Below are 20,247 nucleotides of genomic sequence, written 5' to 3'. Positions count from 1 at the left end.
GTCGGAGGCCGGGTCGCCGGCCGCGAGCGCGGTCAGCCCGGCCACCGCCTCCCCGGCGTCGGCGCAGGCGACCGCGTCCCGGTACGCCAGCCGCCGCCGTCCCACCGCGAGCGTGTGCGCCACGTCGGCCACCGCCAGGTCGCCGTCGGCAAGCCGGACGGCCAGCCGCCGGGCCAGTTCCCGCAGCGCCGCCGGGCTGCCTGCGGACAGTCCCAGCACCACCGGGCCGGGTGCCCCGGCGTCCGGCTCGTCCGTCGCGGGCGCGGACTCGACGAGTACGTGCGCGTTGGTGCCGCCGAGACCGAACGAGCTGACGCCCGCGCGCCGCTCCCCCGTCCACGGCCGGGTTTCCGCGCCGACTTCGGCGGCCGCGGCGGCCAGGTCGATGTCGCCGTGCGCGGCGGTGAAGTGCGCGGTACCCGGCACCTGCCCGGTGCGGACCGCGTACACGGCCTTGATCAGCGAGAGCACGCCCGCCGCGGCGTCCAGGTTGCCGAGGTTGCCCTTCACCGAGCCGAGCAGCAGCGGAGCGCGTGCGCCCCGGCGTACCCGGGCCAGCGCGTCCACCTCGATCGCGTCGCCCACCGGCGTGCCGGTGCCGTGCCCCTCCAGGTAGGCCACGTCGGCCGCGTCCCAGCCGACCGACGCCAGCGCCTCCGCCATCACCGCCGCCTGCCCGGACACGCCCGGCACGGTGAAGCCGGGCCGGTCGGCGCCGTCGTTGTTCACCGCCCACCCGGCGAGCACCGCGTACACGTGGTCGCCGTCGGCGCGGGCGTCGGCGAGCCGCTTCAGCACCACCGCCCCGGCGCCGTTGCCGAACACCTGCCCGGTGGCGGCGGCGTCGTACGGCCGGCACACCCCGTCGGTGGCCAGCAACCCGCCGGGCCGCAGCCGGTAGCCCGCCTGCCGGGTGGAGACCACCGCCGCGCCGCCCGCTATCGCCACGTCGCAGCGGTAGTCCAGCAGGCTCTGCCCGGCCTGGCACACCGCGACGAGCGCTGTCGAGCAGGCGGTCTGGACCGCCACGGCCGGGCCGGACAGCCCCAGTGCGAACGCGGTACGCGTCGGCAGGTAGTCGCAGCCGGAACCGGTCAGCGCGTCGTCCCAGTCCTCGGCGAGCGTACCCGCCGCCGGTGCCAGCGCGGGGTTGCCGAGCAGGTGGTGGTGCAGGTAGCGGTTGGGCGCGCATCCGGCGAACACGCCGATCTGGGCCGGGTCGCGGTCCGGGTCGATCCCGGCGTCCTCCAGCGCGTGCCAGGCGACCTCCAGGAACAGCCGGTGCTGCGGGTCGAGCAGCGCCGCCGCCGCGGCGGGATAGCCGAACAGGTCCGCGTCGAAACCCTCCAGGTCGTCGAGCCGGCCGAACGCCGGCACCCAGTCCGGGCCGTCCGGCGCGCCCTCGCCGGCCGGGGTCCGGCGCACCGAGTCCACCCCGGACAGCAGGTTGCGCCACAGCGCCTGCGCGTCGTCCGCGCCGGGGACCCGGCAGGACAGGCCCACCACCGCGATCCGGTCGTCCTCGCTCACGCCCGTCCCTCCCCGCCGCCGGCCCGCGCGGCGGCGCGGCGGGCCATCCGGCGTCCGACCGCGGCCAGCCGGCCGTCCTCCGGTACGCCCGCAGCGTCCCCTGACGTCTCCAGGTACGCGGCCAGCGCCGCCACCGTCGGGAACTCCACCAACCGGGCCAGCGGCACCCTGCGGCCGAGGTGTTCCTCCAGGTACCCCTGCACCAGGGCGAGCTGGAGCGAGTGCCCGCCCGCCTCGAAGAAGTTCACCAGCCGGTCCACTGCGGGCAGTTCGAGCACCGTGCACCAGCCCGCCGCGATGGTCTGCTCGACCGGCCCGGCCGGCGGCCCTCCGGTGACCGGCCCTCCGGTGACCGGCCCTCGGGTGACCGGCCCTCCGGTGTCCGGATCGGGCAGGGCGGCCTGGTCGAGCTTGCCGGTCGGCCCGATCGGCAGCTCCGGCACCGCCACCACCGCCCGGGGCACCATGAAGTCCGGCAGCACGGCGGCCAGCCGTTCCCGCAGCGCCGGCGGCGCGACGACAGTACCGGCGGCGGCGACCACGTACGCGACGATCTCCTGCTCGCCCGCGCCGGACACGCCCCGCCGCGCCACCACCGCCGCGTGGGCCACGCCGGGCAGCGCCGCCAGGCAGGCCTCGATCTCGCCCAGCTCCACCCGGTAGCCGCGGATCTTCACCATCCGGTCGCCGCGGCCCAGGTAGACGAGCATGCCGTCGGGCAGCCGCCGCGCGATGTCCCCGGTCCGGTACGCGCGCACCCCGTCGTGCTCGGTGAACCGGGTCGCGGTCAGCTCCGGCAGGCCCAGGTATCCGAGCGCGACGTGCGGGGTGCGCACGACCACCTCGCCGGTGAGGCAGGCGGGGCGTCCGGCCGGGTCGGTCAGCACCACCTCGACGCCCGGCAGTGGATGCCCGATCGGCACGACTGCCCGCCCCGGGTCGGCGTCCGGCGGCAGGTGGTGCTGCGCGGCGAAGCTGATCTCGGTGGTGCCGTACCCGTTGACGAACACCACGCCCGGCGCGAACGACCGCCGGGCCAGCGTCACGTCGTGCCGGGTGACCTCCTCGCCGCCGAGGACGACGGCGCGGACCGACGGCAGCCGCCCGTGCTCGCCGAGGCTCGCCACCACGTACCGGAAGACGGTGGGGGTGGAGTGGTAGACGGTGACGCCCCGGTCGGCGAGCGCGCCGGTGAGGTGGCCGAGGCCGTGCGTGCGGACGTCGACCGGGACGGCGGCGGCGCCGGACAGCAGCGCGCTGAACGTGTCGGTGACCGCCATGTCGTAGCCGAACGAGGTGAGCACGCTCGTGCGGTCGTCCGGCCGGACGGCGAAGTTGCGCACGTGGTTGCGGACACCGAACAGCACGTTGCGGTGGCTCTGCACCACGCCCTTCGGCTTCCCGGTGGACCCGGAGGTGTAGAGCACGTACGCCGGGTCGTCCGGGCGCGCGGGCCCGGCCGGCACCGGCACGCCGGGGTCGCCCCGGCGCAACGACACGACCGGCAGCTCCAGCCCGGCGTCGGCCGCGAGCGCGGCGGCCCGCGCTTCGTGACCGGGGTCCGCGACGATCGCCCGGACGCCTGCGTCGCGCAGCATCGCGGCCAGCCGGGCCGCCGGGTACGCCGGGTCCAGCGGCACGTACGGCGACCCCGACGCCAGCGCCGCCAGGATGCCGGTGATCGTGGCGACGCCGTGGCGGCACAGCACCGCCACCGGCGCCGTGACGTCACCCGGCCCGGCCAGCGCTTCGGCGGTCGCGGCGACTGCCGCGCCGAGTTCCCGGTAGGTCACCGTCGCGTCGTCGGCGAGCACCGCCGGCCGTTCCGGGTACGCCCGCACCGCCGCCGCGAACGCGGCCGGGATGGTGTCGCCGCGGACCCGATCGGCCTCGGTGCCGTCGCCGCCGTGCAGCCGCCACAGGTCCGGGGCCGGACGCCGCTCGTAGCGGGCCGACGGCAGCACCCCCGCCGACGACGCGTCCGGGTCCAGCGTGGACAGGACGTCGGCCAGGTCGGCGCGGAGGTCGTCGGCGTACGCGGCGGGCAGCCCGGAGACGGTGACGCCGGCCAGGCCGGGGCGCACCTCGACGGTGACGTCGACCAGTTGGTCCGGCGGCGCCGGGCGCACCGAGCGGCACAACTCCCGGATCGGTGCGTCGGCGGTCAGGTCGAGCGTCACCGGTTCGTCGCCGTGCCGCAGCGTCACCACGGGGGATCCGGTGTACCGGCGTACCACCAGAGCCGTGGCGGTGAGGACGACGGCGGCCGGGTCGACGCCCGCGGCGTGCGCCCGGGCGGCGAGCCGCGGCGGCAGGCCGAGCGGCTGCGGAGACGGGCTCACCGCTGGTCCAGGACGGCGGCGACCACGTCGGCGAGCGTGGACACCTCGGCGTCGGCCTCGGCGATCCGGAAGTCGTCGCAGTAGCTGCCGGTGCCGTGCACCACGATCTCGTACCCGGCCGGCACCAGGCCCCGGTCGACGGCGTTGCAGACGCCGGTCAGCGCCATCAGGATCGACCACTCCCGCAGCCGGGCCGGGTCCTCGGGCAGGGTCAGACCGGCGTCGGCGAGCCACTGCCGGGCGACCGGGTAGCGCCGGACGCACTCGCGCCGCGACACCACGATGCCGTCGCCGCCGTGCCGTCCGATGAGCGCGTTCATGGCCGGGGAGGTCACCGGGCGATGGGTGTAGAACGTCGGGTCGAGCACCTCGGCCGGGTCGTCGGTGACGGCCGGGAAGCGCAGGTCGGCGTCCTGCGTCCAGACGCCCCGGCTCTCGTCGAGCGTGTACGCCGGGCAGTGGTCCCGCTCGAACGAGCCGTGGCGCAGGCTGAGCACCATGTCCGGCGTGCCGAGGTGCTGCACGAGCAGGAAACCGGGCCGGTCGGCCGATTCGGCGTCGCCGGCCGCCTCCAGTACGTCGCGGCCCAGGTTGTAGCCGAGCAGACCGAACGCGCTGGACACGGCGTGCGCGTGCCAGCGCGAGCCGGTGGCCGGCGACACGTCGGCCTCGAAGGCGGCCCGGGCGGCGTCGGCGACCAGGTAGTTGCGCAGGTCGAGGGTGTACCAGAGGGTGACGCCGTGCTTGTCGTACGCGGTGGCGGCGTACTCGTCGACGAACGCGCGGCCGAGCGCCTTCACGCCCTCCGGGTCCGCGCCGGTGTACCGCAGCAGCGGGTTGACCGCACGGGTCGCGGGATCGGCGGCGAGCGCGTCGTGGCGGAACTTGTGCCGGGTCGCCGCCGGGGCCAGCACCACGATGGACAGCTGCTCCGGGGTCACCAGCCCGGCCGCGTACGCGCGGGCCACCGAGTCGCGCAGCGCGACGCCCTTGTTGCCGGAGGTCGGGGTGACGATGCACAGCCGCTCACCGGTACGCCGGATGTGCTCCACCGCCCGGGCGACGATCACCATCGAGGCGAATGTCTTCGTGGTGCGGGTGCCCGGGTTGGCGGTCAGGTCGAGCATCGTCAGGTCGTGCCCGCCGTAGTGGCCCAGCGGGGACCAGCTGACCGTGGCGGCGGCGTAGAACTCGCGTACCGCGGGGGTCAGCTCGGGCAGGTCGAAGCCGGGCGCGAAGCCGGGCGTGCCGGGCGCGTCGCCGGGGACCGCGCCGCACCGGCGCACCGCCGACGCGATGACGTCGTAGTAGTCGGTGATCATGTTGCGGGTGGCCGGGGTGGTCACGGTCATCGGGCTTCCTCCAACACACTCCGGGCCGGCGCCGGCGGCACCGTTCGCAGATGGTCACGCAGGGCGGTGAACCGGCAGGCGATCTCGGGCAGCTCGCCCGCGTGCCAGCCGCCGGCCAGTTCGGGCCGGTACGCCGCCAGTGCCGCCCGGGCGCGCTCCGGGTAGCGGACGTGGCCGCCACCGACCTCGACGCCGTCGCGGCGCCCGGCGGCGGTGTTCCAGGCGACCGCCTGCGCCACCGGCAGCTCGGCCGGCAGCCGCAGCTCGGTCCGGCCGCCGGTGAGCCGGACCGGATAGCCGCCCGGCAGTCCCAGTGGCCCGGGCAGGCTCGCCGTCACCTCGTCGCCGGTGGCGAGCGCCGCCACCAGGGCGGCCCCGGCGTGCCCGGCGAGCGCGTTCAGCTCCGGCCGGGGCAGCGCGCGGTAGCCGGCGAGCAGCCCGGTGACGTCCGGGACGGGCCGGCCGTCCAGCCAGGCGCGTACCTCGGCGGTGTCGTCGTCGTCCGGGCCGGGCGCGGCGAGGTGGGCGTGGTGGCCGAGCACCGCCAGCCGGCGCGGGCCGGGACGGCCGAGCGCGGCGTCCAGGCACGCGGCGAGCGTCGCCACGTTGCCGATGCCGCAGCGCACCGGCAGGTCCCGTGCGGCGAGCAGCGGGTTGACCGCGTCCGGGAACGCGCCGTTGACGAGCGTGGCGCCGGGTGCGCCGCCGGCCAGCGCGGCGGCCAGCCGGGACACCAGCTCGGCCTGCAACGCCAGCGTCACCCCGAAGCCGGCCGCGGCGATCAGGTCCGTCCAGGCCGACGGCGCCGCCGCCCGCTCGTACGGCGACTGCGCGGACGCGGCGCAGACCAGCACGTCGGGCCGGAGCCGGGCCATCGAGGCGGCGTCGGCGGCGTACCCCTCCCCCGGGTCGGCGCCGGGTTCGGCGGTGAACGGCCGGGCGGTGACGGCGACGGGGGTGCCGGCGACTGTGGCGCGCACCCGCGCGGCGCGGGCGAGCGCGTGGGCCGCGTCCGGGTCGCGGGCCAGGACCGTCACGCGCAGCGGCGCCGGGGTGTGCGTCGCCGCCAGGGCGTGGCACAGCGAGCGGGCCAGCCGGCCGGCGCCCACCACGACGACGTGCCGCGCGTCAGCGGACCGGGCTGACATCGCGTCCCGCCTCCGTGACCCGGTCGACCCAGTCGGCGAACGATCCGGCGCGCAGGCAGCTCGCCGGGGACACCTCCAGCCCGGCCATCTCCCGTACCCGCAGCGCCATCCGCAGCGCGGTCAGCGAGTGCCCGCCGAGCGCGACGAACGTGTCGTCGTCGTGCACCGCGTCGACGCCGAGCGTGGCCCGCCACGCCTCGCGCAGCCGGTCGGTGAGGGCGCCGCCGCCGGGTTCCGCCGCGATCCCGGCGGGCCGGGACGGTGGCGGTGGCAGCTCCAGCCGCGCGACCTTGCCGTTGGGCAGGCGGGGCAGCCGGTCGACCAGGACGATCTGGTCCGGGCGCATCGCGGGCGGCAGCGCCGAGGCCAGGTAGCCCTGGAGCAGCCCGGTGGTCAGCAGGTGGTCGGCGGGCTCGTCCCGGGGCGTCGCCGCCGGTGGCGCTTCCTGCGGCCGTACGGCGTAGACGTAGCTGACGTCGGCGTCCGCGCCGACGTTCCAGTCGCCGATGTCGTGGACCTCGAACCCGGCCGCGCACAGCAGCTCGCGTACCAGCGGGGTGGTCACGCTGCTGCGCTCGACCTCCAGGCAGACCTGGCGAATACGCGGCCAGTGCTCGGGGCGCAGCCCGCGCAGCACGCTCAGCTCGGCGCCCTCGGTGTTGACCTTCAGCAGGTCGACGCGGTCCAGCCCGAAACGGTCCAGCAGGTCCGACAGCGTCACGGTCGGCACCACGTGCGCCACCGGGGCGAGGCGGCGGCGGGCGTCGGCCAGGAGCGCCGCCTGTTCGGTCTCGTCGGCGTCGCCGCCGCCGTGGCGGTAGTGCGACCGGACCAGGTCGGAGGCGGCGCCGGCCCGGTCGGCGCCGAGGCCGGACAGGTAGCTCAGCTCGGGGAACGAGGTCAGCTCGGCGGTGCCCGCCGCATCGGTCACGGCGGCCTCGACGACCGACGCGGACCCGGCGTAGAGGCCGAGGTTGGCGCGCAGGTACGGCAGTGTGTCCGGGTTCGGCTCGACCGCCACCAGCCGCACGTCGCGCGCCTGCCGGGACGCCCAGAGCGAGAACAGTCCGATGTTGGCGCCGACGTCGAGGACGACCGCACCGTCACCGACGCGGACGCCGAAACGCGCGTACTCGGCCTGGTCGAAGATCTGCCGGTAGAGGAAGACCGCCTCGTCCGGCGACGCCGCGGTGACCGCCATGCCGTTGGGTAGCGGGAACCGCGGCAGCCCGCCGACCGCCGGGGCCTGCCGGGGCTGCGGCACCACGTAGCCGACCAGGCGGGGGCCGTCGTCGGTGTCCGGGACGGTCACCACCACCGCGTCGTGCACGGCTGGATGCTCGCGCAGCACGGCGGCCACCTCGCCCGGCTCCACCCGGACCCCCCGGATCTTGACCTGGTCGTCGGCCCGGCCACGGAACTCCAGGAAACCCTGCGGTGCGACCCGAACCAGGTCACCGGTGCGGTAGAGCCGCGCGCCCGGCCGCGCCGGGTCGGGGCGGAAGCGCTCCGCCGTCCGCTCGTCGTCGCGCAGGTAGCCCAGCCCGACCGCGACCCCGCCGATCCACAGCTCGCCGGTCCCGCCCTCGGGCACCGGGTGCAGGTCGTCGTCGAGCACGTGGGCGGTGACGCCGTCGATGATCCGGCCGATCGGGGCGATGCTGCCCGCGTACGGCTCGGCGCAGTCCCAGTAGGACACGTTGATCGAGGTCTCGCTCGGGCCGTACCCGTTGAACAGCCCGCACGGCAGCACCTCGCGTAACCGCCGGACCAGCCGCATGTCCAGCGCCTCGCCGCCGCACAGCACCCGGCGCAGCGTGACGCAGCCGGCGAACTCCGGCTCGTCGAGCACGTGCCGCAGCATGGTCGGTACGAAGTGCGCGGTGGTGACCGCCTCCCGCTGGATCAGCCGGACCAGCCCGAGGCTGTCGAACTGCAGGCCCGGCCCGGCGACGACCACGGTGCCGCCCGCGATCAGCGGGGAGAGGATCTCGTGTACCGACGCGTCGAACCCGATCGACGCCTTGTGCAGCACCCGGTCGTCGGCGGTGAAACCGAACCGGCCGTGGCCCCAGGCCAGCCGGTTGACCAGCCCGGCGTGGTGCAGCACGACACTCTTCGGCCGGCCGGTGGAGCCGGAGGTGAACAGCACCAGCGCGGCGTGCTCGCCCGGCGGCAGCCAGCCGGTGCGATCGGTCAGGTCGGCCGGCGACCCGGCCCGCGCGGTACGCACGTCCCGCCAACCGGTGGACGCGGGCGCGGCGACGGCGGGCGGACGGTCGGCGTACAGGACGAGCCGGGGCGCCGCCGCGGCGAGCATCTGCTCGGCCCGGCCCGACGGCAGCTCGGGGTCGACCGGCACCGCCACCGCGCCCACCGCCAGCGTCGCGAGCAACGACGTCACGTAGTCGGCGGACCGGTGCAGGTACAGGCCCACCAGGTCACCCGGCCGCACGCGGGCGCGGCGCAGCAGCTCGGCCGTCGCGCCGACCCGCTCCCACAGCGCGGAGTAGCTCACCTCGCCGTCCGGTCCGACGATCGCGGGCCGGTCGCCGTCGGCGCCGGTGGGCCGGTGCACCAGGTCGGTCAGGTAGCGCGGGCCGGTCACAGCGGTCACCGCGTCCTCGTCGCGACCGCGACGATCGCCATCCGGGGCACCTCGGCGACGAACTGCCCGTCGGCCCGGTAGACCAGCGGACGGGCCGGCACGTCGTCGCGACCGAGCCCGGCCAGGTAGCCGGTGTGGTCGAAGTGGCGGTTCAGCAGTCGCCACACCTCGTCGTCGGTGAGCGTGGCGAAGTAGTCGCGCACGCCGTACATGTCGCCGACGTAGTCGCGCATGCCGGCGGAGGCGGACTCGGCGCTGTCGGCGCGCACGATCAGCGGGTCGTACAGGTCGACGACGCGTACCGGCAGCCCGGCCGCGGTGAACAGGCCGGTCAGCTCGGCGCGGCTGAAGTGCCGGTAGTCGTGGCCGCCGGCGGCGTGCGGGTGCACCACATCGCCGAAGAACCCGGCCATCGGGCTGGACTCGTCGAAGTCGTGCAGCACGATCCGGCCGCCGGGGCGGACCACCCGGGCCGCCTCCGCGACCGCCTGCGGCCGCCGGGCCGCCGGGATGTGGTGCGTGCCGTACGCCAGCAGTACCGCGTCCACACCGGCGTCGCGCAGGAACAGGAAGTGCGCGGCCTGACGGACGGCAGGCAGGCCGTGGGCGAGCGCCTTGTCGACCATGTGGCCGGACAGGTCGCCGGTGATGAATGCGAGTTTGGACTCGAAGCAGGCGGACTGGCTGCTTGCGGCGCGGGCCACGGTGCCGTCGCCGCCGAGCACGTCGAGGATGAGCGTGACCGGGGCGGCGGCGTCCGGTGTGGCGAGGTCCAGCAGCCGCCGCATGCCGGTCCAGCGGACGAGCGTGTCCCGCTGGGCCCGGCGGTAGGAATCGCCCCGGCCGGTCGAGTCGGTGTCGAACTCGCTGACCGTGCCGGCCAGTTCCGCCAGCGCCGCGTCCGCGCCGGGGCGGCCGAAGTCGAGCAGCTCGCGCAGTTGCGGGTGGAGGGTCGCCACGGTGTGCAGGTAATCGCGCAGGACCAGGGACGGAAGGTACGGCCGGCTCATGTACACCTCGGCGCACGCGACAGTATGCCGCCTCGTCAGCGACGTCCCTTCGGCGAACGGATGGCAGACTTTAACACCGCTTCTCGGCCGTTCACCAGGTCGAATACCGGACATTGTGGAAGGTCCGGTACGGGTACGAGTCCTTACCCGTTCTTTGTCGCTTATTCCGCCACAGGGGTGTGACTGGCGACGATGTGTCGCATTAGGTCGATGATTTCCGGCAGATGGTCGGTAAGGAAGAAATGCCCGCCGGGAAACACGTGCCACCGCGGCTCGGTGACACATTCCCGGGCCCACCCCGCGGCCCGGTCCGGGTCCACGTGCTCGTCGCGGTCGCCGAGCAGCACGTGCACCGGCACCTCCAGCGGCGGCCCCTCGCGGTAGGCGTACCGCTCGGACAGCGCGAAGTCGGCCCGTACCCCGGGCAGGATCAGCTCCATCAGGTCGCGGTCGGCCAGCAGCGCGGCCGGCGTCGCCCCGAAGTCGCGCAGCGCGTCGATCAGACCGGCGTCGTCGAGGTCGTGCACGCGCCGCCGTACCAGCCGGGTCCCCGGCGCCTCCGCGCCGCCGACGAGCAACGCCAGCGGCGCGGGCGCGTCCCGGCGGCGCAGCTCCCGGGTCACCTCGAACGCCACCAGCGCCCCCAGGCTGTGGCCGAACAGCAGGTACGGCCCGGACGCCCGCTCGGCGACGGCTGTCGCCAGTGCGTCCACCAGCTCCGCGAGGTCGTCCACCGGCGGCTCGTGCAGCCGGGCGCCCCGGCCCGGCATCAGCGCGACCTGCACCGACAGCTCCGGCGCGGCCAGTTCCCGCCACTGCGCGAAGGAGGCGGCGACGCCACCGGCGTACGGGAAGACGAACACCTGGGCGTCGCCGGACGAGGAGCCGGCCGGCCCGAACCAGCGGCTCGCGGTCACCTGGGACATGGCCAGGAGCATAGGGCCGCACCACTCCCGGCTCGGCGGACGGGCCTGTGTGGACAGCCGGTCGGCTGGCACACTACCGGGATGCGGCGGGGGGTCTGGTCGGTGCTGGCGATGCTCGTCGCGGCCGGGCTCGGCGCGTCGGTCGCCTGGCTGCCGAACGCCACCGACCGGCAGCTCACCCTGCTGCAGTCGGTCCTCGCCGTCCTGGCGGCCGGCGGGCCGATCCTGGGCTGGCTGTGGCGGCGCAACCACCGGGGCACACGCCGCCCCGGCCCCGAGGCGCAGCGGGCGGCCGACGAGCTGGCCGCCGCCGTCCTCGCGCAGTGGAGCCGCGCGGCGACCGAGCGCGGGCTGTGGGCGCCGGTTCCGATCCGGGTCCACTGGCGGTGGTCGGACCGGCCGGTCACCGGGCCGGTGGACGCCGCCGCGACCGAGGGCGACCTGGTCCGGTTCCCGCCCCTGCCGGCCGTCCCGCCGGTGCGGGCGGCCGACCTCGCCCACGGCGACCTGCACGACCTCTTCCGGGTGTACGCGGGCCTGGGCTCCGGCCGCCTCCTGCTGCTCGGCGGGCCCGGGGCGGGCAAGTCGGCAGCGGTCGTCCTGCTGCTGATCGACGCGCTGGAGCACCGGCAGCGCCTGCCGGAGCAGGAACGCGCACGGGTACCCGTGCCGGTGCTGCTGACCGTGTCCGGCTGGGATCCACGCCGGCAACCGGTCGCCGACTGGCTGGCCGCCCGGCTGGCCGCCGATCACGATGTCCTCGGCGGGCTCGAACCGGCCCGCCGGCTCGTCACGGGCGGGCACGTCGCCCTCTTCCTGGACGGGCTGGACGAACTGCCGCCGGACCTGCGACCGGTCGCCCTGCGCGCGCTCGACGTCCAGACCACGTTCCGGCTGGTGGTGACGACCCGCAGCCGCGAGCTGGTGGAGGCGGTGGCCGCCGCCCGGCACCTCTCCGGCGCCGCCGCCCTGGAGCTGGAGCCGCTGACCGGCGCGGACATCGCCGCGTACGTCACCCGGAGCCGGACCCAGCCGTTGCCGCCGGGGTGGCAACGGCTGGTGGACGAGGTGCGCGACCGGCCGGACAGTCCCGTCGCGCAGGCGCTGCGCAGCCCGCTGATGCTGAGCCTGTTCCGGGACACGGTGACCACCGACGACGATGCCGCGGAGCTGCTCGACCGCTACCACAGCCGGGAGGCGGTGGAGGACGCCCTGCTCGACCGGGTGCTCCCCGCGGCGTACGCCGTCCAGCCCGGCGTACCGGAGCCGCGCTACACGGCTGCGCAGGCGGCGCGCTGGCTCGGTCACCTCGCCCACCTGATGAACCGGGCGGGCAGCCGCGATCTGGTGTGGTGGCACCTGGCGTCGTTCACCTCCTGGGACCTGTACGCGGTCTCGACGGTGCTCGTCACCGGCCTCGGCGCCGGACTGAGCGCGGGGTTGCTCGCGGGCCCGGCGTTCGGCGTCCTGGCCGGGCTGGCGTTCGGGCTGGTGCTCACGTTCACCGCCAAGCTCTCCCGGGACGTGCTGATCGGCCGGCGTCCGCTGCGGCTCCGCCGGATCAGGTGGAGCCGGGTGATCAGCCGTCAGCGGATGGAGAACGTGCTCGGCGCCGGGCTCACCGGTGCGTTGTTCCTGGGCTTCTTCGGGCTCCTCGTCGCCGCGTGCGCCGACGTCACAGGCATCGGGTCCGGCCGGGCCTTCCCGGTCTTCCTCGCCTTCACCGCGACCGGTTTTCTCGGTTGCCTCTCCCTGGGCCTGTACCTGGCGATGGCCGGCTCGGCGGGCGAGGACGACCCGGTGTCGTCGCGGCTGTCCTGGCGGCGGGACCTGTGGTCCGCGGTGGGCGGCGGCCTCTGGCTCGGGTCCGTGCTCGGCGTCCTGGGTGGCCTGGTGGGGCGGCTCGCCGGGTCGGCGGAAGGTGGCATCGCCTGTGGCATCGTCGGCGGCTTCCTGCTCGGCGTGACGTCCTCGCAGACCTGGCGCGCCCTGCTCGTCATCGTCGAGCTGCGCCGTACCGGGGTGGCGCCGCTGCGGCTGCTCCGATTCCTCGACGACGCGCACCGCCGGTCGGTGCTGCGCACGGTGGGGCCGGTCTACCAGTTCCGGCACGCCCGTCTCCAGGACCGCCTGGCGACCACCGCCGGTGCTACGGTGGACCGAAGTGATCCAGTGGCGATCAGGCAGGCAGGGAGACCAGACATGGCGGGTGACGACGACATCTCCGGGTGAGACCGGACATGTGACCGACCGCAGGCGAGCGCCGTGGTCGTTCCGTCGTACCCCGAGACCGTGTCCCCCGCCGGGCGGCTGAGGTCCGCCCGCCCTCATCTTCGAGGTCGTCTTCCTGATGTCCGATTCCTTCGTCGTCTGCTCGAACCTGACCTTCTCCTGGCCGGACGACACCCCGGTCTTCCAGAACCTCTCCTTCACCCTCGGCGGTGGCCGGACCGGTCTGGTCGCGCCGAACGGCGCCGGCAAGAGCACGCTGCTCAAGCTGATCGCCGGCGAGTACCGCCCGGCCGCCGGGTCGGTGACCGTCGACGGCGTGCTGGGCTACCTCCCGCAGAGCCTGCCGCTGGCCGCCGACCTCACAGTGGCCGAGGTCCTGGAGATCGCCCCGCTGATCGCGGCGCTGCACGCCATCGAGGCCGGCGACGCCGACGAGAAGCACTTCACCACGATCGGCGCCGACTGGGACGTCGAGGAACGCACGCGCGCGCAACTCGACCGTCTCGGCCTCGGCGACCTCGCCTTCGACAGGCGCCTGGGCACGCTCAGCGGCGGGCAGGTGGTCTCCCTCGGTCTGGCGGCGCAACTGCTCAAGCAGCCCGAGGTGCTGCTGCTCGACGAGCCGACCAACAACCTCGACCTGGGCGCCCGGCACCGCCTCTACGACGTGCTGGAACAGTGGCACGGCTGCCTGCTGCTGGTCAGTCACGACCGGGCGCTGCTGGACCGGATGGACCGCATCGCCGAACTAGACCGCGGTGAGATGCGCTTCCACGGCGGCGACTTCACCTCGTACGAGGCGGCCGTGCGGGCCGCGCAGGAGGTGGCGGAGAAGAACGTCCGCAGCGCCGAACAGGACCTCAAGCGGGAGAAGCGGGAGTTGCAGGAGGCCCGCGAACGGGCGGCCCGGCGAGCCGGCAACGCCTCCCGGAACCTGAAGAGCGCGGGTCTGGCGAGGATCGTCGCCGGCGGCTTGAAGCGGGACGCGCAGGTGGCAGCGGGCAAGGCGAACGAGATGCACTCCGGGCGGGTCGACGACGCCCGGGCACGGCTGGACGAGGCCGAGCGGGCGCTGCGCAACGAGAAGACGATCACGGTGGAGCTGCCCGCCACCACCGTGCCGGCCGGACGTACGCTGCTGACCGCCGAAGGGGTGCAGGTCCGGCACGGCGAGCGGTCGCTGTTCGCTGCCGACGGGGTCGACCTGACGATCCGCGGTCCGGAACGGATCGCCCTGCTCGGCGACAACGGCGCGGGCAAGTCCACGCTGCTGCGGCTGATCGACGGCGACCTGGAGCCCGAGAGCGGCCGGATCACCCGCGCGGACGGCCGGATCGCGTACCTGTCGCAGCGGCTGGACCTGCTGGATCTGGACCGTACCGTGGCGGAGAACCTGGCCACGTTCGCGCCGCAGGCCCCGGACGCGCAGCGGATGAACCTGCTGGCCCGCTTCCTGTTCCGCGGCCCGCGCGCGCACCTTCCGGTCGGTGTGCTCTCCGGCGGGGAGCGGCTGCGCGCCACGCTCGCGTGCGTGCTGGGCGCCGAACCGGCCCCGCATCTCCTGCTGCTCGACGAGCCGACGAACAACCTCGACCTGGTCAGCGTCGGCCAGTTGGAGAGCGCGCTGCACGCCTACCGGGGCGCGTTGCTGGTGGTCAGCCACGACGAGCGGTTCCTCGCCGCGATCGACGTGGGCCGCTGGCTGCGCCTGGCGGACGGACGCCTGGTGGAGACCGGTCCCCCGGACGCCGCCTGACCGGGCCGCCTCACCCGCCTGCGCGGTGGCCGGGTCGCCCGGCGAGCCGGGCGGGTGGTCAGACCGCCGGCAGGCGGACCACGAACCGGCACCCGCCGGTCACGTTGTGCGCGTGCACCCGCCCGCCGTGCGCCTCGACCAGTCCGCGCACGATCGCCAGACCCAGCCCGCCGCCGGCCGCCGGCGACTCGGCGCCGCCGGCCGGTGCGGGGGTACGGGCCCGGGTGCCCCGGAACGCCACGTCGAACACCCGGGGCAGGTCCGCCTCGGGAATGCCGCCGCAGGTGTCGGAGACGGCGAGCCACGCGTCGTCATCGTCCCGGCCGGCGTCGATGCGCACAGTGCCGTCCGGTGGCGTGTACCGCACCGAGTTGACGAGCAGGTTCGTCACGACGCGGGCGAGTTCGGCCTCGGCGGCCCGGACGGTCGGCCAGCCGGTCTCCGGGGCGAGCACCCGCACCCGCCGGTCGGCGGCCAGCGGCGCGGTGGCGGCGATCGCGTCGGAGACCACGTCGCCGAGCGGCACCGGGGACAGGGCGGGCCGCAGCGCACCGGCGGTGATCCGGGACAGCTCGAACAGGTCGTCGACAAGGCGTGTCATCCGGTCCGTCTCGACCCTGATCCGGCGGTGGTACTCGGCCACCGCCGCCGGCTCGTCGACCACCCGGTCCTCCAGCGCCTCCGCCATCGCCCGCAGCCCTGCGAGCGGCGTACGCAGGTCGTGGGAGACCCACGCGACCAGCTCGCGGCGGCCGGCCTCCAGCTGCCGTTCCCGCTGCCGGGCCTGGTCGGCCCAGACCGCCGCCTGGGCGAGGCGGCGGGCGAACGCCACCCCGACGGCCAGGCTGAGCGCCGCGGACGCGGCGACAGTGACGAGGACGACCTGGAGGTCGTGCGCGGACAGGAACATGGCCTGGGCGACGGCGGTGACGCCCGCCGTCACCGAGGCGATGGTGACCGCGAGCAGCACCGCGATGTGCGCGAGGATCGACCGGTGGCGCACCAGCCGCAGCGCGCCGACGCCGAGCGCGCCGACGGCAGCGCCGGCGAGCAGGGCGTAGAGCCCGATGACCATCAGTTCGTTCACCGGGACGCCTCCGACGGCTCGTACCGGTAACCGACGCCCCACACGGTGACGATGCGGCGCGGCTGCGCCGGGTGGTCCTCGATCTTCTCCCGCAGCCGCCGGACGTGGACGGTGACTGTGGACTGGTCGCCGAACCGCCAGCCCCACACGCGGTCCAGCAGCTCGGCCCGTGACCAGGCGCGTCCGGGGTGCGCCAGCAGGAACGCGAGCAGGTCGAACTCCCGTACGGTCAGCGACAGCTGCTGCCCGCCGCGCTCGGCGACGCGGCGGCCGGTGTCCGCGGTGAGGTCGCCGTCGCGCAGCAGCCCTGTCGGTCCCCGATCCTGCGGGGCCGCGCGCCGGAGCACCGACCTGATGCGCAGCACGAGTTCGCGCGGCGAGAACGGCTTGGTCACGTAGTCGTCCGCGCCGACCTCCAGCCCGGCGACCCGGTCGGCCTCGTCCCCGAGCGCGGTGAGCATGACGACCGGCAGGCCGGGCAGCCGGCGCCGCAGCCGCCGGCACACCTCGATGCCGTCGAGGCCCGGCATCATCAGGTCGAGGACCACCAGGTCGGGCGGCTCCTCCTCGGCCGCAGCGAGCGCGTCCGGCCCGTCGAAGGACAGCCGGACCCGGCAACCGTCCTGCTCCAGATAGCGCCGTACGACGTCGCTCACCGTCCGGTCGTCGTCGACGACGAGCACGTAGCGCCCCATGCGGCAGACGCTACCCATCGGCGTCCCGGCGCGGCGGCCCGCGGTCGGGCCGTATGCGGACGGAAAGATCTTTCCGCCGGGTCCGCGCCTACCGTCGGGGCATGGGCAGAAGACGTGTGGTGTTGTCGGTGCTCGCCGTCGTGGCCGTCACCGGCCTCGGGGTGAGCCTGTACCTGTTCCAGCCGTGGCGGCTGGTGACCGACCGCGAGGTACGCGAGACGCTGCCCACTGTGGCGGAGCCGCAGCCGGCCGGCACGACCGGCTCACCGGCTTCCGGCACGACCGGCCCGTCGCCGACCAGCGCGCCGCCCGCCGACGTGGTGCTCGCCGCCGGTGACTTCGTCACCCACGAGCACGACACGGCCGGCCGGGCGCAGCTCGTCCGCCTCGCCGACGGCCGTCGTCAGCTGCTCCTGCGCGGACTGGACACCTCGGACGGGCCCGACCTGCGGGTGTGGCTCACCGACCGGAAGGTGCTGCCCGGCCGGGCCGGCTGGCAGGTGTTCGACGACGGCCGCTGGGTCGAGCTGGGCCGGCTCAAGGGCAACATCGGCGACCAGGCGTACGACATCCCGGCGTCGGTGGACCTGGACGGTCTGCGCAGCGTGTCGATCTGGTGCAAGCGGTTCGCGGTGTCGTTCGGCGCGGCGCCGCTTGCCGCTGTGACGGGATCGGCGCCGGCCTGACACCTGTGCCGTCGGCCTCGGACGCTGGGCTACGCTGCGGGAAGCGCTGGTTCACCCGGTCGGCGACGGCCGGGTGTCGCGGGGCGTGTTTCATAAGGGCGGTCGAGCCGAGGCGGAGTCCAGGCGGCGGCCGGCCAGTTCTTGTGAAACACGCCCCTAAGAGGGAACCCGGTGAGAGTCCGGGACTGCCCCGCAGCGGTGAGTGGGAACGACAGCCGTCAACAGCACTGGGCCACGGCCTGGGAAGCGACGGCCAGTAGGCGACCTCGTGTCACGCCCGCGAGTCCGAAGACCTGCCCGCGTCGCGCGTACCACCGGTGCGCGCCGCCGTCGACCTCGCGGGTGGGTCGGGCGGGTGACACGCCGTAGGCAGGGCCGTCGGCGTGTCCTCGACGTGCACGCCCCGGCCGGTCGGCGGTCCGCTTCTGCGAGGACGGAACCGCACAGTGCCCGACACCATCACGCTCACCGGCCGACCACCGTCGGCCTCGCACCTGACCCTGTCGCAGATCATGGACCAGCACCACACCAACCTGATGGGCACGGTCCACGGCGGGCGCATCCTCAACCTGATCGACTCGGTCGCCGGGGTGGTCGCCGCCCGCCACTCCGACGGACCGGCCGTCACCGCCGCCATCGACGAGACCGCGTTCCTGCGCGCGGTACGCGTCGGGGACGTAGTGCACGTGGACGCCCGGATCACCTGGGCCGGCCGCAGCTCGATGGAGGTGGCGGTGAAGGTCAGCGCGGACCGGTGGGACCGCGCGGTGCCGCCGGTGGACGTGGCGACCGCGCACCTGGTGATGGTGGCGGTGGACGACGACGGGCAGCCCCGGCCGGTGCCGCCGCTGCACACCGAGACCGACGGCGACCGGCGGCGCTACCGGGAGGCGCAGATCCGGCGCGAGCACCGGCTGGCGCTGCGCCGGGCGCTGCTCGACGGCGCCGGGGAGGGCTGAGCGGTGCTCGGACTGTCGGCCGCCACGCTCGCCGGTTACCTGGCCGCGATCGTGGTGCTCATGCTCACCCCGGGGCCGGACATGATGTTCGTGCTCGCCAACGCCACCCGGTACGGCGCCCGGGCGGGCGCGGTGGCCGCGCTCGGGGTCGCCGCCGGGGAGGCGGTGCACGTCGCCGCCGTGGTGGCCGGGCTCGCCACCGTCATCGCCGCGTCCCCGGTGCTGTTCACCGCGATCCGGTGGGCCGGTGCGGCGTACCTGATCGTGCTGGGCCTGCGGGCGTTGCGCGGCACGGGCCGGCCCGGCGCGCGTGCGGACCGGCCGGACGGCGGCGCCGGGCGGGCGTTCCGGCGCGGACTGCTGACGAACCTGCTCAACCCGAAGATGATCCTGTTCAGCGTGGCGTTCCTGCCGCAGTTCGTCCGGCCCGAGGCGGGCCCGGTGGCGGCGCAGCTGGTGCTGCTCGGGGCGCTGTTCGTCGCGGTGCAGCTCGCCGTGGACCTGGCGCTCGGCGTGGGCGCCGGACGGTTCGCCGGGCGGTGGGGCGACAGCCGCTGGTCGCGGCGCGTCGACCGGCTCTGCGCTGTCGCCTTCGTCGCGCTCGGCGTCCGGCTGGCCGTCGGCTGACGGCCGGGCTGAGCCGGACGGCCGGCCGCCCGGCTCAGCCGGGATGCGCGGCCGTCTCCCGGGATGCCGGCACGACCGGCGTCCCGGACGGGGCCGGCCGCTCGCGGTCCAGGTGCAGGCGGAGCAGCACCCAGCCCAGCGACACGGCGCCGATGAACACGTACGCGGGCTGGGTGCCGAACGTGTCCCAGCAGGTGTGCAGCGTGACGGCGGCGGCGAAGGTGAGCAGGAACGCCGCCAGCTTCCGGCCGCCGGGCGCGGCGGCGAACGTGAACAGCGCGGCGGCGGTCAGCCCGGTCCAGGCCAGGTGCGCGGCGGGCGCGGTGAGACCGCGAACCAGCAGCGTCCGCTCGACCGCGCCGAGGTTGCCCTCCGACCCGACGAACGCGGCGAACGCGTAGCCCATGGTCTCCAGCGCGGCGAACCCGGCGCCGGAGGCGACGCCGATCACCAGGCCCTGCGCCGGGGACGGGTGCCGCCGCCACAGCAGCAGGATGCCGGCCGGCACGATCAGCTTGGCGGTCTCCTCGGCCAGGCCGACGAGCGCCATCGGCAGGACACCGAGGCGGTGCAGCGTGCCGTACTCCAGCCAGCCGGCGGCGACCACGCCGACCACGCCGCCGAGGAGCGCGGCGACGCCGACGACGGAGCCGGGGACCGGACGGCGGGCCGGCCGCCCCTGGGCGAAGGCCAGGAACGTGGCGGGCGCGACGCACGCGCCGAGCACGATCAGCGCCGGGATGAACGTGACGGTCCCGGTGCCGGCGAGTGTCTCCAGCACCAGCAGGTGAAGCCCGCCGCCGACGAGCAGGACCGCCACCCACGCCCAGCGGCGCCCGGTATTCCCCATACGCCGAGTATCGCGCCCGCCGGCCCGAGCCGGAATCGGGGGTAGGCACTGTGGACAGTGAGATCATTCCGACACGCCGACACGACATCTGGTGTTGCACACAAGCCCTCACCGCCATATATGGTGGTGCCGCAGCTGGTTCGGCCGAGCCCTCCGGGGCGGGGCCGAGGCAAGAGGGAACCCGGTGGGAATCCGGGACTGCCCCGCAGCGGTGAGTGGGAACGACAGCCGTCAACAGCACTGGGCCATCGGCCTGGGAAGCGACGGCCGGTAGGCGACCGGCGACCCCGGTCGGGCCCGCGAGTCCGAAGACCTGCCAGCGCGCCGTACGCCTCCGCGTACGGCGGCCGGAGGTCGCGCGGGACGACCGACGCCAGCAGCCGGGCCGGCCGCGCCGTGCCCGTTGGCGTCTCCCGCCGTCTCCAGACGGTGACAGCGA

At 75.3% G+C, this 20,247-nt stretch carries 15 protein-coding genes and 2 riboswitches; of the genes, 5 read left to right on the top strand and 10 right to left on the bottom strand.

The genetic code is table 11. From position 1 onward, the window contains the following. From AC2CHG_RS06195 to AC2CHG_RS06165, 7 genes are all read right to left on the bottom strand, one after another. Positions 1–1,530: beta-ketoacyl synthase N-terminal-like domain-containing protein (locus AC2CHG_RS06195; protein WP_484524341.1), on the bottom strand; the 1,530-nt coding region annotated here is incomplete at its 3' end. Further along, positions 1,527–3,872 (bottom strand): non-ribosomal peptide synthetase, encoded by a 2,346-nt coding sequence (locus tag AC2CHG_RS06190; protein WP_262014278.1) that lies wholly within the window; start codon positions 3,870–3,872, stop codon positions 1,527–1,529. The genes AC2CHG_RS06190 and AC2CHG_RS06195, both read right to left, overlap by 4 nt. Continuing rightward, on the bottom strand, positions 3,869–5,224 hold the full coding sequence (locus tag AC2CHG_RS06185; protein ID WP_262014277.1) for a DUF6002 family protein: 1,356 nt from the start codon (positions 5,222–5,224) through the stop codon (positions 3,869–3,871). Before AC2CHG_RS06185 ends, AC2CHG_RS06190 begins: the two co-directional genes overlap by 4 nt. After that, on the bottom strand, positions 5,221–6,372 hold the full coding sequence (locus AC2CHG_RS06180) for a potassium transporter TrkA (RefSeq protein ID WP_484524340.1): 1,152 nt from the start codon (positions 6,370–6,372) through the stop codon (positions 5,221–5,223). The genes AC2CHG_RS06185 and AC2CHG_RS06180 overlap by 4 nt, the downstream gene beginning before the upstream one ends. Then, on the bottom strand, positions 6,353–8,989 hold the full coding sequence (locus tag AC2CHG_RS06175; protein ID WP_402811121.1) for an amino acid adenylation domain-containing protein: 2,637 nt from the start codon (positions 8,987–8,989) through the stop codon (positions 6,353–6,355). The genes AC2CHG_RS06180 and AC2CHG_RS06175 overlap by 20 nt, the downstream gene beginning before the upstream one ends. After that, a complete protein-coding gene (locus tag AC2CHG_RS06170) occupies positions 8,986–9,990 on the bottom strand; it encodes a class I SAM-dependent methyltransferase (protein ID WP_484524339.1) in 1,005 nt (334 codons plus the stop codon). The genes AC2CHG_RS06175 and AC2CHG_RS06170 overlap by 4 nt, the downstream gene beginning before the upstream one ends. A 161-nt stretch (positions 9,991–10,151) precedes the next feature. Further along, complete coding sequence (locus AC2CHG_RS06165) at positions 10,152–10,916, bottom strand: thioesterase II family protein (RefSeq protein WP_484524338.1); 765 nt, start codon at positions 10,914–10,916, stop codon at positions 10,152–10,154. An 81-nt stretch (positions 10,917–10,997) separates the two neighbouring features. Between AC2CHG_RS06165 and AC2CHG_RS06160 the strand changes: the two genes are divergently transcribed. Both AC2CHG_RS06160 and AC2CHG_RS06155 read left to right on the top strand, forming a co-directional pair. Beyond that, positions 10,998–13,148, top strand: coding sequence for a hypothetical protein (locus tag AC2CHG_RS06160; RefSeq protein WP_484524337.1), 2,151 nt, complete (start codon positions 10,998–11,000; stop codon positions 13,146–13,148). A 118-nt stretch (positions 13,149–13,266) separates the two neighbouring features. Next, the gene (locus AC2CHG_RS06155; RefSeq protein ID WP_484524336.1) at positions 13,267–14,904 is read left to right on the top strand and encodes an ABC-F family ATP-binding cassette domain-containing protein; all 1,638 of its coding nucleotides are present in this window, start codon (positions 13,267–13,269) and stop codon (positions 14,902–14,904) included. Positions 14,905–14,962: 58 nt separating this feature from the next. Here AC2CHG_RS06155 and AC2CHG_RS06150 read toward each other — a convergent pair whose 3' ends face one another. Together AC2CHG_RS06150 and AC2CHG_RS06145 are read right to left on the bottom strand one after the other, a co-directional pair. Continuing rightward, positions 14,963–15,979 (bottom strand): sensor histidine kinase, encoded by a 1,017-nt coding sequence (locus AC2CHG_RS06150; RefSeq protein WP_484524342.1) that lies wholly within the window; start codon positions 15,977–15,979, stop codon positions 14,963–14,965. A gap of 8 nt (positions 15,980–15,987) precedes the next feature. Beyond that, positions 15,988–16,686, bottom strand: a complete 699-nt coding sequence (locus tag AC2CHG_RS06145) for a response regulator transcription factor (RefSeq protein WP_315985940.1) — start codon at positions 16,684–16,686, stop codon at positions 15,988–15,990. 101 nt (positions 16,687–16,787) lie between these two features. On the opposite strand from AC2CHG_RS06145, the gene AC2CHG_RS06140 reads away from it, so the two are divergent. The 3 genes from AC2CHG_RS06140 to AC2CHG_RS06130 all read left to right on the top strand — a co-directional run bounded on the left by AC2CHG_RS06140 (position 16,788) and on the right by AC2CHG_RS06130 (position 18,958). After that, a complete protein-coding gene (locus AC2CHG_RS06140; RefSeq protein WP_484524335.1) occupies positions 16,788–17,372 on the top strand; it encodes a DM13 domain-containing protein in 585 nt (194 codons plus the stop codon). A gap of 110 nt (positions 17,373–17,482) precedes the next feature. After that, a riboswitch (cobalamin riboswitch) is annotated at positions 17,483–17,687 on the top strand. 131 nt (positions 17,688–17,818) lie between these two features. Beyond that, a complete protein-coding gene (locus AC2CHG_RS06135) occupies positions 17,819–18,331 on the top strand; it encodes an acyl-CoA thioesterase (protein ID WP_262014268.1) in 513 nt (170 codons plus the stop codon). Between the two features lie 3 nt (positions 18,332–18,334). Further along, positions 18,335–18,958, top strand: coding sequence for a LysE family translocator (locus tag AC2CHG_RS06130; protein ID WP_355510641.1), 624 nt, complete (start codon positions 18,335–18,337; stop codon positions 18,956–18,958). A gap of 34 nt (positions 18,959–18,992) precedes the next feature. Here AC2CHG_RS06130 and AC2CHG_RS06125 read toward each other — a convergent pair whose 3' ends face one another. After that, positions 18,993–19,808 (bottom strand): PrsW family glutamic-type intramembrane protease, encoded by an 816-nt coding sequence (locus AC2CHG_RS06125; RefSeq protein ID WP_484524334.1) that lies wholly within the window; start codon positions 19,806–19,808, stop codon positions 18,993–18,995. Positions 19,809–19,927: 119 nt separating this feature from the next. Further along, positions 19,928–20,142, top strand: a riboswitch (cobalamin riboswitch). Positions 20,143–20,247: the final 105 nt, after the last annotated feature.

The organism is Micromonospora sp. ATLC20, assembly GCF_057196585.1.
Note: the sequence above shows the minus strand (reverse complement) of the source record. Positions and strands in the feature narration are given on the sequence as shown.

Excerpts from the sequence above, each read along its gene's own strand:
- AC2CHG_RS06185 (WP_262014277.1), bottom strand. The coding sequence starts at position 5,224 with ATGACCGTGACCACCCCGGCCACCCGCAACATGATCACCGACTACTAC.
- AC2CHG_RS06180 (WP_484524340.1), bottom strand. The coding sequence starts at position 6,372 with ATGTCAGCCCGGTCCGCTGACGCGCGGCACGTCGTCGTGGTGGGCGCC.
- AC2CHG_RS06170 (WP_484524339.1), bottom strand. The coding sequence starts at position 9,990 with ATGAGCCGGCCGTACCTTCCGTCCCTGGTCCTGCGCGATTACCTGCAC.
- AC2CHG_RS06165 (WP_484524338.1), bottom strand. The coding sequence starts at position 10,916 with ATGTCCCAGGTGACCGCGAGCCGCTGGTTCGGGCCGGCCGGCTCCTCG.
- AC2CHG_RS06160 (WP_484524337.1), top strand. The coding sequence starts at position 10,998 with ATGCGGCGGGGGGTCTGGTCGGTGCTGGCGATGCTCGTCGCGGCCGGG.
- AC2CHG_RS06155 (WP_484524336.1), top strand. The coding sequence starts at position 13,267 with ATGTCCGATTCCTTCGTCGTCTGCTCGAACCTGACCTTCTCCTGGCCG.
- AC2CHG_RS06150 (WP_484524342.1), bottom strand. The coding sequence starts at position 15,979 with ATGGTCATCGGGCTCTACGCCCTGCTCGCCGGCGCTGCCGTCGGCGCG.
- AC2CHG_RS06145 (WP_315985940.1), bottom strand. The coding sequence starts at position 16,686 with ATGGGGCGCTACGTGCTCGTCGTCGACGACGACCGGACGGTGAGCGAC.
- AC2CHG_RS06140 (WP_484524335.1), top strand. The coding sequence starts at position 16,788 with ATGGGCAGAAGACGTGTGGTGTTGTCGGTGCTCGCCGTCGTGGCCGTC.
- AC2CHG_RS06125 (WP_484524334.1), bottom strand. The coding sequence starts at position 19,808 with ATGGGGAATACCGGGCGCCGCTGGGCGTGGGTGGCGGTCCTGCTCGTC.